This is a genomic window from Chachezhania antarctica (assembly GCF_003646465.1).
GTDB lineage: Bacteria > Pseudomonadota > Alphaproteobacteria > Rhodobacterales > Rhodobacteraceae > Chachezhania > Chachezhania antarctica.
In genome coordinates, this window is sequence record NZ_QZEX01000007.1 from 90,534 (window position 1) to 104,333 (window position 13,800).

Below are 13,800 nucleotides of genomic sequence, written 5' to 3' on the forward strand. Positions count from 1 at the left end.
TTTACGGGGTTCTGGTCGTTTACATGGCTGTTGCCATTTCCGGCGGCGCTTGACCTTCCGCGCGGCACGGGGTTTGTCTCGATTGCGCTGAAAATGGAGGCTCCGCATGCTTGATACCGAATTCGTCCGCGCCCAGTTCCCGGCCTTTTCGGCGCCCGAGCTTCAGGGCCAGGCCTTTTTCGAGAATGCCGGCGGCTCCTATACCTGCGCGCAGGTGATCGACCGGCTGACGCGCTACTATCATACGCGCAAGGTGCAGCCTTACGCGCCTTACGAGGCCAGCCGCCGTGCGGGCGAGGAGATGGATGAAGCCCGCACGCGCCTTGCCGCGATGATGGGCATCGACACGGACGAACTGTCCTTCGGGCCGTCGACCACGCAGAACACCTATGTGCTGGCGCAGGCCTTCCGGCAGTGGATGTCGCCGGGCGAGGCAATCGTCGTCACCAACCAGGACCATGAGGCGAATACCGGCCCGTGGCGGCGGCTGGCCCAGGACGGGATCGAGATCCGCGAATGGCGGATCGATCCGACAACCGGCCATCTGAACCCCGAAGACCTGGCCAACCTCCTGGATGACAAGGTGCGACTGGTCTGCTTTCCCCATGCCTCGAACGTGGTGGGAGAGATCAACCCGGTGACCGAGATTGCCGCCATCGCCCATGCCGCGGGCGCCTTCGTCTGCGTTGACGGGGTGTCCTATGCGCCCCACGGCCTGCCCGATGTGGGCGCGCTGGGGCCGGATATCTACCTGTTTTCGGCCTACAAGACCTACGGCCCGCATCAGGGGATCATGGCGATCCGGCGGGCCTTGGGAGAGCTGTTGCCGAACCAGGCGCATCATTTCAACGGCGACACGCTCTACAAGCGCTTCACGCCCGCGGGGCCGGACCACGCACAGGTCGCCGCCTGCGCCGGGATCGCGGATTACATCGACACGCTCGCCGCCCATCATGGCGCGCCCGATGGCGCAGGCCCGGCCGAACGGTCGGCCTTCGTCCACGACCTGATGCGTACCCGGGAAACCCAGGCCCTGAAGCCGCTGCTGGACCGCCTGTCGGCGCGCAACGACGTACGGCTGATCGGACCGTCCACCGCCGAAAACCGCGCGCCGACGCTGGCACTGGCGCTGAACCGCCCGGCCTTGCCCGTCGCCACGGCGCTCGCCGAACACGGGATCATGGCCGGTGGCGGGGATTTCTACGCCGGGCGCGCTCTGGGCGCTTTGGGAGTTGCCGAGGAGCACGGCGTGCTGCGTCTCAGCTTCACGCACTACACGTCGGACGCGGAGATCACGCAGCTTCTGGAGGCACTCGACGCCGTGCTGTGATCCGGTGGCGGGCGGGGTGCGTAACCCTTTGTAAAGAGGTTCTTCGTGACGTCCGATACTTCGCCCATCCTGCTGTGGTTCCGCCGCGATCTGCGGCTGGCCGACCATCCCGCCTTGAGCGCCGCCTGCAAGGCGGGCCGGCCGGTTGTGCCTGTCTTCATCCTTGATCCCGAAACCGAAGCCCTTGGCGCCGCACCTGCATGGCGGCTTGGGCTGGGGCTCGACCGGCTGGCGGCATCGCTGAAGGAGGCGGGCAGCCATCTGATCTGCCGTCGCGGCCCGGCGAAGGACGTTCTGGACGCGCTGATCAAGGAAACCGGGGCAGGAGCCGTCTACTGGACGCGCGCCTATGATCCGGCCTCCGTCACCCGCGACACGGCCGTGAAGACGGATCTGAAGGACGCCGCCATCGACGCGCGGTCGTTCGGCGGGCACTTGCTGTTCGAACCCTGGACGGTCGAGACGAAGACGGGCGATTACTACAAGGTCTTCACGCCGATGTGGAAGTCTGTTCGGGGCAGGGATGTGGAAACGCCCTTGTCCGCGCCCGGAAAGATCCCGGCCCCCGACGCATGGCCCGACAGCGAGGACCGCACGGAATGGCAGCTTGGTGCCCGCATGAACCGCGGCGCGGATGTCGTGGCGGAAAATGTCCGCCCGGGCGAAGCCGCGGCGCGGGACACGCTCGACCAGTTCATCGACGACAAGATCGGTGCTTACGGGACAAAACGGGACATGGTCGCGGAGGACGCGACCTCGGGCCTTTCGCAATACCTGACCTTGGGCGAAATCAGTCCGCATACGGCCTGGCACGCGGGCCACGCGGCGATGGAGCAGGGCGCGCAGGGGGCCGAGACGTTCCTGAAGGAACTCGTCTGGCGCGAGTTTGCCTATCACCTGATGCACCACACGCCCCGCATGCTGACCGACAACTGGCGGGCGGAATGGGATGGCTTCCCATGGAAAGAAGACCGCGATCATCCCCGTGTCATCGCATGGCAGCAGGGGCGCACCGGCGTGCCGCTGGTCGATGCCGGCCTGCGCGAGATGTACGTGACCGGCCGCATGCACAACCGCGCCCGCATGATCGTGGCCAGCTACCTGACGAAACACCTGCTGGTGCACTGGAAGATCGGCATGAACTGGTTCGACGATTGCCTTGTCGACTGGGATCCGGCCTCGAACGCCATGGGCTGGCAGTGGGTTGCGGGCTCCGGCCCCGATGCCTCGCCTTATTTCCGGATCTTCAATCCCGAAACGCAGGCCGAGAAGTTCGACCCCAAGGGCGCATACGTGGCTCGCTGGATCGCCGAAGGGCAAAAGGATCCCGGCCCGGAGGCGCTGAGCTATTTCGATGCGGTTCCCAGGAAGTGGGGGCTATCCCCAGGCGATCCCTATCCAGACCCAAAGGTCACGCTGCGCGAGGGGCGCGAGGCGGCTCTGGCGGCCTACGAGGGGCACAAGGAATGACGGGTCCCATGGATTCCCGGGAGCGCGGGATTGGTGCCCCGGCGCTACTGGCGGCCGCGGGCGGACCGGGTTCTGCCGCCTTGGTGGCGGAAATGCCCCAACTTTCGGCACAGAACGGGAAAAAGCGTTGCCTGACCGACCGGAGACTTGTTGCATGCACCTTGCGGACTACCCTTCCGCATCAGTGGGACCTTGTGGGAATTTGGGAATGATCTTGACCTCGACAGATGGACAGGACGGACTGCCGCGTTACTTCGCGTCGACCTTCGCGATGCTGGCGCATCTGCGCCACGGACAGGTGGATGTCGTCCTGCCAGACGGCCGGACCTTCCGCCGCAAGGGCGACGAACCCGGCCCGGCGGTGGTGATCGAGGTTCATAACGCCGATCTGTTCGCCCGTCTGGTGCGCGAAGGCGATCTGGGCTTTTCGGATGCCTACATCGATGGCTGGTGGTCCACGCCGGACCTGCAGGCCTTCATGGACCTGATCCACGAAGCCGAGGACGATCTGGCCTACAGCTTCCCCGGCATGGGCCTTGTCCGCGCCTTCGAACGGCTGCGGTTCTGGCTCCAGCGCAATCACAAGGCGCAGGCCAAACGCAACATCGCCCACCACTACGACCTTGGGAACGATTTCTACGGCCACTGGCTGGACGATACGATGACGTATTCCAGCGCTCTGTTCACCACCGGGCAGGAAAGCCTGGAACGCGCGCAGATCGCCAAGTACGAGAACCTTGTCAAACAGATCGGCGTGAAGGAAGGCGATCACGTGCTTGAGATCGGCTGCGGCTGGGGCGGCTTCGCCGAATACGCCGCGGGCGTGCACGGGCTGCGCGTGACGGGCCTGACGATCAGCCAGGCACAATACGATTTCGCCTGCGACCGCATCCGGCGGGCCGGGCTTGAGGACCGCGTCGAATTCCGGCTTCAGGATTACCGCGACGAGAAAGGCACCTACGACGGCGTCGCCTCGATCGAGATGTTCGAAGCGGTGGGCGAAAAGTACTGGCCAGTCTACTTTGACACCCTGAAGGCGCGGCTGAAGCCCGGGGCCAATGCGGCGCTGCAGATCATCACGCTGCGGGACGACCGATGGGAAAGCTATCGCCGCGGCGTGGATTTCATCCAGAAGCATATCTTCCCGGGTGGCATGCTGCCCAGCCCGTCGGTTCTGCGGACGCAGATCCAGAGCTCGGGCCTGGAAGTCGGCCCGTCGGTGGAGTTCGGGCAGAGCTATTCGCTGACGCTTCGCCGCTGGCTGGAAAGCTTTGACGAGGCTTGGGAAAAACTGGCGCGGATGGGGTTCGATGACAGGTTCCGCCGGATGTGGCGGTATTACCTGACCTCGTGCGCGGCGGCTTTCGAAAGCGCCGTGTGCGACGTGACCCAGATCACCGTCACGCGCCCCGTGCCGGTCAAGGGCTAGCACGCCCCGACATCGGGCAAATCTTCGGTCATATTGACGCTTCGGGCGGGCGCTGGTCCGGCCGGGGTTGCGCGAGGGAGGCGGCGCGCTCTATGGCGCGGGGAAGGTTATTCCCGGAGCCAGCGCCATGACCGACCCCACGCCCGTCCCTGCGATGCAAAACGCCTCGGGTACGTTCCGCCCGGCCGCCGATCAGGGCAAGCGGGTGATGGCCTTCTACGGCACGCTGCGCCACATCCCCGTCTTGCAGACGGTCCTTGGCCGCGTGCCCGCGTCCGACACGCTGGCTGAAGGCACGATGCCGGATCACGTCGTGTACAAGGTCGCGGGCGGCGACTGGCCGATGATCGCGCACCAGCCCGGCGCGCAGGCGACGCTGCTGCTGCTGACGGACGCCAGTGCCGAAGACGTCGCGCGGCTGAGCGATTATGAACTGGGCTGGGGCTACACGCTGGAACGCATCGCCGTCCGCCTGAACGATGGGCAGGAGATCGAGGCGGAGATGTTCATGCCCGCGCCCGAAGCCATGGTCGCCGATGGCCTGTGGTCGCTGCCCGACTGGGCGCAGACCCACGGTGAGCAGGCGGAAGCCGAAGCGGTGGAATTCGCGCTGCTTCACGGTCACATGACGCCCGAGGAAATCACGGCCCGCGACGGCATCATCGGCGTCCGCGCCACGGCCCGTATTGCGGCGGCGAAACGACCCGCCGATCCCGACCGGAGGGTCGAAGATCACGTCGAGGAAAAGTGGTTCCGCCGCGCCTACGCCAATTTCTTCGCGCTCGACGAAATCTCGCTGAAGGTTCGCCGTTATGACGGAACGATGGGCGACGCGATGGAGCGTGCGGCGCTCTGGGTTGGCGATGCGGTCGTGGTGCTGCCCTATGATCCGTTGCGCGACGAGGTGCTGCTGGTCGAACAGTTCCGCACGCCCGTCTACGTGCTGGGCGATCCCAACCCCTGGGTATGGGAGCCCGTTGCGGGCCTGATCGACGCCGGAGAGGCGCCCGAAACCGCCGCGCGCCGCGAAACGCAGGAGGAGGCGGGGCTGGAACTGGACCGGCTGGAAAAGGTCGCGGGGGCCTATTCTTCGACCGGGTCTTCCACGGAATTCCTGCATCTTTACATCGGCATAGCGGATCTTTCGAATGTCGACTCGCGGGGCGGGCTGGAAGAAGAGGGCGAGGATATCAGGTCGCGCGTCCTGTCCTTCGATGCGCTGATGGCGGAATTCGACGCGGGCGCCTTCAAGGACCTGCCGCTCGTCACCACGTTGCTGTGGCTGGCACGTCATCGTGACACTCTGCGCGACAGCGCTTGAGGTCACCTGCCACCGCGGCTACATCTGGCCTCCAATCGGTCGGATGGCCAAGAAGGGGAGAGACATGCAAATTGCACGCGATCTGGCGGAAGCCGTAGGCAACACTCCTCTGATCCGGCTGCGCCGCATCAGCGAGGAAACCGGCTGCGAAATCCTGGGCAAGGCCGAATTCCTGAATCCGGGCCAGTCGGTCAAGGACCGCGCGGCGCTTTACATGATCCGCGATGCGGTGAAGCGGGGCGAATTGCAGCCCGGCGGGACCATCGTGGAAGGCACGGCCGGTAACACCGGTATCGGGCTGGCGCTGGTGGGCGCCTCGATGGGGTTCAAGACCGTCATCGTGATCCCGGAAACCCAGTCGGAAGAAAAGAAGGACATGCTGCGCCTTGCGGGGGCCGAGCTGATCCAGGTGCCGGCGGCGCCCTATTCGAACCCGAACAACTTCGTGCGCTATTCCGACCGTCTTGCGCAGGAACTGAAGCAGAGCGAACCCAACGGCGTGCTGTGGGCGAACCAGTTCGACAATACCGCCAACCGGCAGGCCCATATCGAAACGACCGGCCCCGAAATCTGGCAGCAGACCGGCGGCAAGGTCGATGGCTTCGTGGCCTCGGCAGGGTCCGGCGGGACGGTGGCGGGTGTCGCCGCCGCGCTGCAACCGCGCGGTGTGAAGGTGGGGCTGGCCGATCCGATGGGCGCGGCGCTCTATTCCTATTACACCACCGGGGAACTGCACGCCGAAGGCACCAGCATCTCCGAAGGCATCGGGCAGGCGCGGATCACGGCGAACCTTGAAGGGTTCACACCCGATTTCACCTACCAGATCACCGACAAGGAAGCGCTGCCCTACATCTTCAACCTGCTGCGTGAAGAAGGCCTGGTGATGGGATCGTCGACGGCGATCAACATGGCCGGCGCCGTGCGGATGGCCAAGGATCTTGGCCCCGGCCATACGATCGTGACGATCCTGTGCGATTACGGCACGCGCTACCAGTCGAAGCTTTTCAACCCCGACTTCCTGCGCTCGAAAGAGCTGCCGGTGCCGGAATGGATGACCGAGTCTCCCCGCAGCATTCCGGGCGTCTTCGTCGATACGTGAGGCTTCCATGCCGCAGATCCTGACCAGCCGTCCGCGCGGCCTGACACGCCCGGAGCTCTTCCGGGCGTTCGCCTTGTGTGCCCTGGTGCTGGTGCTGGCCTTCGCGGCGGTTCCCGGCGCGGCACAGGACACCACGCCGGACGAGCCGACGCAGGCGCTGCTGGATGATTGGGACAGTGCCGCCAAGCAGGCGGAAGCGGTGATTGCCGCTGACGGAAGCACGAACGCCCAGCTGGAAAGCCAACGCGCGACGATCGCCGGATACCGCTCCCAATTCGCCGATTTGCGTGACAGCAACGCCGCCAGCATCGCCACGCTGGAATCGCAGCTGAGCGCCCTTGGCCCCAAGCCCGAGGACGGCGCGACCGAAGCCGATGACGTGGCCCGGCTGAGGGCCGATCTGAACGCGCAACTGTCGGAACTGAAGGCGCCGCAGGTGATCGCGGAAGAAGCCTATCTGCGCGCCAACGGCCTGGTGACGCAGATCGACCAGATCCTGCGGACGCGGCAGACGGATAAATTCCTGTCCCGCGATCCGATCCCGGTGAATCCGGCCAACTGGCCCGGCGCGGTGAAGGAACTGCACGAAGTCTTCGTGGCCCTTGTCTCCGAGGTCCGGACCGCGTTCCAGTCGCCGGACACCCGCGCCAGGGCCTCGCGCGACCTGCCGCAGATCGTATTGCTGGTGATCGTGGGCCTGGCCCTGATGCTGCGCGGCGTGCGGATTTCCCGGCGCCTAGGTCAGTATGCGGCGGACCGCGGCGGGCGCGGTGCGCCGGTTTGGAGCTTCCTTGCGACGCTGATGATGATCGTCATCCCGATCGCCGGGCTTTTTGCGCTGTCCGAGGGGATCGAGTTGACGGGCTTTTACGGCCCGCGCGGGCGCCTTCTGCTGAATGCGCTGCCGTTCTGGGGGGGGATCATCCTGGGATTTCACTGGCTGGGCATGCAATTGACCCGGCTGGCGGAAGCCGAGGGCGAGATGCTGATGAACGTCACACGTCCGGCCGAACTGCGCCTGATGATCGACCTGCTGGCGGTCATGCTGGTTCTTGCCAACCTGACCGATCTCTATGGCCAGATCTCGGACATCACCCTGGCGTCGATGGCCGTTACGGTCTTTCCGCTTATCGTCATCACGTCGCTTCTGCTGCTGCGCGTCCTGCAACTGGGCGTCTTGCAGCGCACGCCGCAGGATGTCCCTGAAGCTTCGGACGATCCGACCGCGGACGATGACGCGTCTTCGTCGATTGTCGATACATGGCTGCCGGTCCTGAACCGCTTCGTGATGTTCCTGGTGGTGATCGCACCGATCCTGGCCGCCATCGGCTATATTGAGGCCGCAAAGGGGATCATCTTTCCGCTCATTCTTACGCTGGCTCTGGTCGGCGTCACGCTGATCCTGCACCGGTTCCTGGGCAATGTCTTCGCGCTGGCCGTAGGCCGTGACGACAGCGGGACGGATTCGCTTTTTGCGGTGGCCATGGGGTTCGTTCTTACCCTGATCCTGCTGCCGTTCCTTGCGCTGGTCTGGGGCGCGCGGGTGTCCGATCTGACGGAACTCTGGACGCGCTTCCTTCAAGGTTACAAGGTTGGCGGGGTGGTGATCTCGCCCACGTCGCTGATGGTGCTGGTGATCATCTTCGCCATCGGGCTGATCGGCACGCGGCTGTTGCAGGGCGTGCTTCGGAACTCGGTCCTGCCCAAGACACGGCTCGACCCCGGCGGCCAGGCGGCGATGGTGTCGGGCGTGGGCTATGTCGGGATCTTCCTGGCCGCTCTCATCGCCATCACCAGCGCCGGGTTCAACCTGTCGTCGCTGGCCATCGTCGCCGGTGCGCTTTCCGTCGGCGTCGGTTTCGGGCTTCAGACCATCGTGTCGAACTTCGTGTCGGGCATCATCCTTCTGATCGAACGGCCCGTCTCCAAGGGCGACTGGATCCAGGTCGGCACCAACATGGGCTATGTCCGCGACATCTCGGTCCGCGCCACGCGGATCGAGACCTTCGACCGGACGGACGTGATCCTGCCGAACTCGGACCTGATTTCCGGCACGGTGGTGAACTTCACCCGGGGCAACACCGTGGGCCGGGTCATCGTGTCGGTGGGCGTGGCCTACGGGACCGATACGCGGCGGGTGGAAAAGATCCTGCTGGACATCGCCAATTCCCACCCGATGGTTCTGGCGGGGCCGATGATCAATTTCGTGGGCTTCGGGCCCAGTTCGCTCGACTTCGAGATCCGCGCGATCCTGCGCGACGTGAACTGGATGCTGAACGTGAAGACGGAAATGAACCACATGATCGCCGAACGCTTCGCCAAGGAAGGCATCGAGATCCCGTTCGCGCAGCAGGATCTGTGGCTGAGAAACCCCGAAGTGCTGCCGGGCGCACATGCCTTCCACGGCACCTCGCGCCACAACTTCGCGAAGGACGATCAGGTGTCCACCCCTGACACGCCAAAGGAAGAACCGACGCCGCAGCGCGAGATCGATTTCGATACGGATGCCGATGGAGGTGGCGATGGCCGCTGATCCCTACTTTGCCGTAGACGCCTATCGGCGCACCGCGCCGGCCGTGGTGACTGCCGTGACCGAAGACGGCATCACCGTCGACCGCAGCCTGTTCTATGCCACCGGCGGCGGGCAGCCGGGCGATGCGGGCAAGCTGGAATGGGACGGTGGTTCCTGCCCGATCCTGACGGCCGAGAAGGCGGACGGCGGCATCCTTTTGATCCCGGGCGAAGGCGCACGCCCCGAGGTGGGGGCCGAGGTCACCCAGACGCTCGACTGGGATCGGCGCCTGGGCCATATGCGCGTCCATACCTGCCTGCATCTGCTGTCGGTCGTGCTGCCGCTGCCTGTAACCGGTGGCGCGATCACGGCCGAGAAGGGGCGGCTCGACTTCGTGATGGACACACCGCCCGACGACAAGGAGGCCTTGCAGCACGAACTGCAATCGTTGATCGACCGCGATCTGCCGGTGTCGGAGACGTGGATCACCGAAGCGGAACTGGACGCCAATCCGGGCCTCGTCAAAACGATGTCGGTCGCGCCGCCGCGCGGGGCGGGGCGTATCCGGCTGGTGCGGATCGGCGAGGGCGACACCCAGATCGACCTGCAACCCTGCGGCGGCACTCATGTCGCCCGCACGGGAGAGATCGGCCGCATCCGCATCGGCAAGATCGAAAAGAAGGGCCGCCAGAACCGTCGGGTCTACGTGCATCTCGACAATTGAGACGTGCGACACATTCTATCTTGAAGATATATTCGAATATGACTATGTGAATGGCAGGCCCGCAACCACCGTGCGGGCTGGTCCCGGCATGTGAACCAAATGGCAATCCGGGAGGTGCAGACTGGCGGAACGCCCGTCGCCTCCGCCGTGTCATCGGGCCACCGGGCTTGAAGCGAGGCGACCATGTTCGAACGATTGCACCGTTACCTGCCGATCCTGGACTGGTCGCGGACCTACACGCGCGACACCCTGTCGAACGACATGCTGGCCGCGGTGATCGTGACAATCATGCTGATCCCGCAGTCGCTGGCCTACGCGATGCTGGCCGGGCTCCCGCCCGAGGCGGGGATCTACGCCTCGATCGCGCCGATCCTCCTTTATGCCATCTTCGGCACCTCCCGCGCGCTGGCGGTGGGCCCGGTCGCCGTCGTGTCGCTGATGACGGCGGCGGCCGTGGGGCAGGTGGCCGAGCAGGGGACGATGGGCTATGCCGCCGCCGCGCTGACGCTGGCGCTGCTGTCGGGCCTGTTCCTGCTGGCGATGGGCCTCTTCCGGCTGGGGTTCCTGGCCAGCTTCCTGTCGCATCCCGTGATCGTGGGCTTCATCACCGCGTCCGGTCTTCTGATCGCTGCCAGCCAGCTTCGCCATGTCCTTGGGATCGAGGCGCACGGCCATACGCTGCCGCAAATGCTGGGCTCTCTGGCGGGGAACCTAGGCGACACGAACATCGCGACGCTGGTCATCGGCGCGCTGGCGATGGCGTTCCTGTTCTGGGTCCGCAAGGGGTTGAAACCGCTGCTGCTGTCGCTGGGTCTGCGGCCCAAGCTGGCCGATGTCGTGACCAAGGCCGGGCCTGTCGCCGCCGTTCTGGTGACGACACTGGCCGTCTGGGCCTTTCGGCTGGACGAGGCCGGCGTGCGGATCGTTGGGTCCGTTCCGCAAAGCCTGCCGCCGCTGACCATGCCGGACCTGTCGTTCGACCTGATCGAGATGCTGGCGGTGCCCGCCCTCCTGATCTCCATCATCGGGTTCGTTGAATCGATTTCCGTCGCCCAGACCTTCGCGTCGAAGAAGCGCCAGCGCGTCGACCCGGATCAGGAGCTGATCGGCCTGGGCGCTGCAAATATCGGAGCGGCCTTTACCGGCGGCTACCCCGTGACGGGGGGTTTTGCGCGGTCGGTCGTGAACTTCGACGCAGGCGCCGAAACGCCCGCAGCCGGGGCCTTCACCGCCATCGGGCTGGCCATCGCCGCCGTGGCGCTGACGCCGCTCGTCTACTTCCTGCCCACCGCCACGCTGGCCGCAACGATCATCGTGGCCGTGCTGGGCCTTGTCGATTTCCGCGCGCTGGCCCGGATCTGGCCCTACTCGAAAAGCGATTTCGCGGCGCAGCTTGCGACCATCCTGCTGACGCTGGGCTTCGGGGTGGAGGTGGGCATCGTCGCCGGTGTGGGCCTGTCGATCACGCTGCACCTTTACCGCACCTCGCGACCCCATTGCGCGGTCATAGGCCAGGTCCCGGGGACGGAGCACTTCCGCAACACCGACCGCCACTGCGTCGTGACTTCCCCCCGCATCCACATGCTGCGGGTCGACGAAAGTCTGTACTTCCCCAACGCCCGCTTCCTGCAGGATCGCATCTACGCCGACGTCGCACGGAACAGGGCGATCCGGCACGTGGTGCTGCAATGCTCGGCCGTGAACGCCATCGACGCCTCCGCGCTCGAGGCGCTGGAGGAGATCAACCATCACCTTAAGGATTCCGGCGTCACCTTCCACCTGTCTGAGGTCAAGGGCCCGGTCATGGACCGCCTGCAACGCACGACATTCGTCGAGGACCTGACCGGCCAGATCTACCTGACCCAGTACGACGCCTTTGAAGCGCTCGACCCCGGCCTGGCCCGCGTGGCGCTGAAGGATCCGCGGACGGCCGCAACCTGCCACGGCCTGCAATAGCGCGTAGGGTGCGTGGTCCCCACGCACCGTGGCGGACCGGTCGAAGCGTTTGCCGGGCGGTGCGTGCAGAGCACGCACCCTACGTCTGCACCAGGGCTTTGCTATTTCTCGCGCTTCCATGTCGCGATGGACACGTCCGCGCGATGGCCCAGAACATGCTGATAGACGCAGGACATGGTATCGGTGTCCACGATGCGGCAGGTGCGGAAGCCGTTCTCGTCCACCATGTAGACGGTTGCGTCCTCGGTATCGATCACGCCCGCCACGCGTTCCAGCGGCGGCGTTTCGGGGCCCGCGGACGCCTTTTCGTGGATTTCCTTGCCCGAGATCCGGCGGCCGTCCTGCTGGTCGAACTCGATGATGTTCTCCAGGGTCCGATAGACGATCTCGCCGCTCTCGCCGTCCGCATCGAAGGAAAAGCCGACGGCCTCGGCCGTGAAACTCCACCGGCCGGTCAGGTCGGGGGCGGAGTCCTGGGCGATGGCGGCCGTAGAGGGCGCCAGAAGCGACGCGGCAAGGGCCGAGAGGGGAAGATACTTCATCTTTTCGCCTTTCTCTGTTCCGGCGGTTGCCCGCGTGGGTTGAGCGTAGGACCGCGGGCCATGGCGCGCAAGAAAAGCTGCGTGGTGACCAAGCTCCAGACGTGCCGGCTTGACGGACGCGCCGCCCGGATCTAATATTTGAACAAGCGTTCATTAATCCGCTCAACTTCGCTGGCGCGTCCGGGCGCATGATGTGGCAGAGTGGCGGCGAGACATTCGGGGAGGTTAGGATGTTCAACGCATCGATGCAGTTCGATCTGGGCGAGGACGTGAACGCGCTGCGCGACACCGTCCACCGCTGGGCGCAGGAGCGTGTCCGGCCCATGGCGGCGGAGATCGACAGCTCCAATGAATTCCCGCCCGCGCTCTGGCGCGAGATGGGCGACCTGGGCCTGCTGGGCATCACCGTGGACGAGGAATTCGGCGGCGCCGGGATGGGCTACCTGGCCCATGCCGTGGCGGTTGAGGAAATCGCGCGCGCCTCGGCCAGTGTCTCGCTCTCCTACGGTGCGCATTCGAACCTGTGCGTGAACCAGATCAAGCTGAACGGCAGCCCGGAGCAGAAGGCCAAGTACCTGCCGAAGCTCGTTTCGGGCGAACATGTCGGCGCGCTGGCGATGTCGGAAGCGGGCGCCGGATCGGACGTGGTGTCGATGACGCTGAACGCGGAAAAGCGGAACGATCACTACCGGCTCAACGGCAACAAGTACTGGATCACCAACGGCCCCGATGCCGACACGCTGGTGGTCTACGCCAAGACGGACAAGGACGCCGGATCCAAGGGCATGACGGCCTTCCTGATCGAAAAGGACTTCACCGGCTTCTCGACTTCGCCCCATTTCGACAAGCTGGGCATGCGCGGATCGAACACGGCCGAACTGATCTTCGACGACGTGGAAGTCCCGTTTGAAAACGTGCTGGGCGAGGAAGGCCGCGGCGTGGCGGTGCTGATGTCGGGGCTGGATTACGAACGCGTGGTGCTGGCGGCCATCGGGCCGGGCATCATGGCCGCCTGCCTGGACGAGGTCATGCCCTACATGGCCGAACGCAAGCAGTTCGGGCAGCCCATCGGATCGTTCCAGCTGATGCAGGGCAAGATCGCCGACATGTATACGGCGATGAATTCGGCCCGGGCCTATGTCTACGAGGTCGCCAAGGCCTGCGACCGGGGCGACGTGACCCGGCAGGACGCGGCGGCGTGCTGCCTTTATGCGTCCGAACAGGCGATGGTTCAGGCGCACCAGGCCGTGCAGGCGTTCGGCGGTGCCGGGTTCCTGGCGGATGCGCCGGTGGCGCGGCTTTTCCGCGATGCCAAGCTGATGGAGATCGGCGCTGGCACATCGGAAATCCGCCGCATGCTGATCGGACGCGAAATGATGGGCACGATGGCTTAAGCCCCGCGGGCTTAGTGTGCCGG

10 protein-coding genes are annotated in these 13,800 nt (G+C 65.3%); 9 read left to right on the forward strand and 1 reads right to left on the reverse strand.

The window, feature by feature from the left end:
* Window positions 1-106: 106 nt before the first annotated feature.
* From D4754_RS14895 to D4754_RS14930, 8 genes are all read left to right on the forward strand, one after another.
* Window positions 107-1,330, forward strand: a complete 1,224-nt coding sequence (locus D4754_RS14895; protein ID WP_121064965.1) for an aminotransferase class V-fold PLP-dependent enzyme — start codon at window positions 107-109, stop codon at window positions 1,328-1,330.
* A 45-nt stretch (window positions 1,331-1,375) separates the two neighbouring features.
* A complete protein-coding gene (locus D4754_RS14900; RefSeq protein ID WP_121064967.1) occupies window positions 1,376-2,800 on the forward strand; it encodes a cryptochrome/photolyase family protein in 1,425 nt (474 codons plus the stop codon).
* Between the two features lie 208 nt (window positions 2,801-3,008).
* Window positions 3,009-4,229, forward strand: coding sequence for an SAM-dependent methyltransferase (locus D4754_RS14905; protein ID WP_121064970.1), 1,221 nt, complete (start codon window positions 3,009-3,011; stop codon window positions 4,227-4,229).
* Window positions 4,230-4,356: 127 nt separating this feature from the next.
* Complete coding sequence (locus tag D4754_RS14910; RefSeq protein WP_121064972.1) at window positions 4,357-5,550, forward strand: NUDIX domain-containing protein; 1,194 nt, start codon at window positions 4,357-4,359, stop codon at window positions 5,548-5,550.
* 64 nt (window positions 5,551-5,614) lie between these two features.
* Window positions 5,615-6,649 carry a cysteine synthase A gene (locus D4754_RS14915; RefSeq protein ID WP_121064974.1) on the forward strand — a complete coding sequence of 345 codons (1,035 nt, stop codon included), beginning with the start codon at window positions 5,615-5,617 and terminating at the stop codon, window positions 6,647-6,649.
* Between the two features lie 7 nt (window positions 6,650-6,656).
* Entirely contained in the window at window positions 6,657-9,182 is a 2,526-nt protein-coding gene (locus D4754_RS14920) for a DUF3772 domain-containing protein (protein WP_121064976.1), read from the forward strand.
* The gene (locus tag D4754_RS14925) at window positions 9,172-9,885 is read left to right on the forward strand and encodes an alanyl-tRNA editing protein (RefSeq protein WP_121065335.1); all 714 of its coding nucleotides are present in this window, start codon (window positions 9,172-9,174) and stop codon (window positions 9,883-9,885) included. Before D4754_RS14920 ends, D4754_RS14925 begins: the two co-directional genes overlap by 11 nt.
* A gap of 183 nt (window positions 9,886-10,068) precedes the next feature.
* Entirely contained in the window at window positions 10,069-11,841 is a 1,773-nt protein-coding gene (locus tag D4754_RS14930; RefSeq protein ID WP_121064978.1) for a SulP family inorganic anion transporter, read from the forward strand.
* Window positions 11,842-11,942: 101 nt separating this feature from the next.
* Here the strand turns inward: D4754_RS14930 and D4754_RS14935 are convergent, their stop codons facing one another.
* Entirely contained in the window at window positions 11,943-12,383 is a 441-nt protein-coding gene (locus D4754_RS14935) for a hypothetical protein (protein ID WP_121064980.1), read from the reverse strand.
* Between the two features lie 230 nt (window positions 12,384-12,613).
* Here D4754_RS14935 and D4754_RS14940 point away from each other — a divergent pair, with 230 nt between their 5' ends.
* Window positions 12,614-13,777, forward strand: coding sequence for an isovaleryl-CoA dehydrogenase (locus D4754_RS14940; protein ID WP_121064982.1), 1,164 nt, complete (start codon window positions 12,614-12,616; stop codon window positions 13,775-13,777).
* Window positions 13,778-13,800 lie beyond the last annotated feature (23 nt).

Bases quoted from the DNA above. Each gene is read 5' to 3' on its own strand.
- D4754_RS14930 (WP_121064978.1), top strand. From the start codon at position 10,069: ATGTTCGAACGATTGCACCGTTACCTGCCGATCCTGGACTGGTCGCGG.
- D4754_RS14935 (WP_121064980.1), bottom strand. From the start codon at position 12,383: ATGAAGTATCTTCCCCTCTCGGCCCTTGCCGCGTCGCTTCTGGCGCCC.
- D4754_RS14920 (WP_121064976.1), top strand. From the start codon at position 6,657: ATGCCGCAGATCCTGACCAGCCGTCCGCGCGGCCTGACACGCCCGGAG.
- D4754_RS14915 (WP_121064974.1), top strand. From the start codon at position 5,615: ATGCAAATTGCACGCGATCTGGCGGAAGCCGTAGGCAACACTCCTCTG.
- D4754_RS14905 (WP_121064970.1), top strand. From the start codon at position 3,009: ATGATCTTGACCTCGACAGATGGACAGGACGGACTGCCGCGTTACTTC.
- D4754_RS14910 (WP_121064972.1), top strand. From the start codon at position 4,357: ATGACCGACCCCACGCCCGTCCCTGCGATGCAAAACGCCTCGGGTACG.
- D4754_RS14925 (WP_121065335.1), top strand. From the start codon at position 9,172: ATGGCCGCTGATCCCTACTTTGCCGTAGACGCCTATCGGCGCACCGCG.
- D4754_RS14895 (WP_121064965.1), top strand. From the start codon at position 107: ATGCTTGATACCGAATTCGTCCGCGCCCAGTTCCCGGCCTTTTCGGCG.
- D4754_RS14940 (WP_121064982.1), top strand. From the start codon at position 12,614: ATGTTCAACGCATCGATGCAGTTCGATCTGGGCGAGGACGTGAACGCG.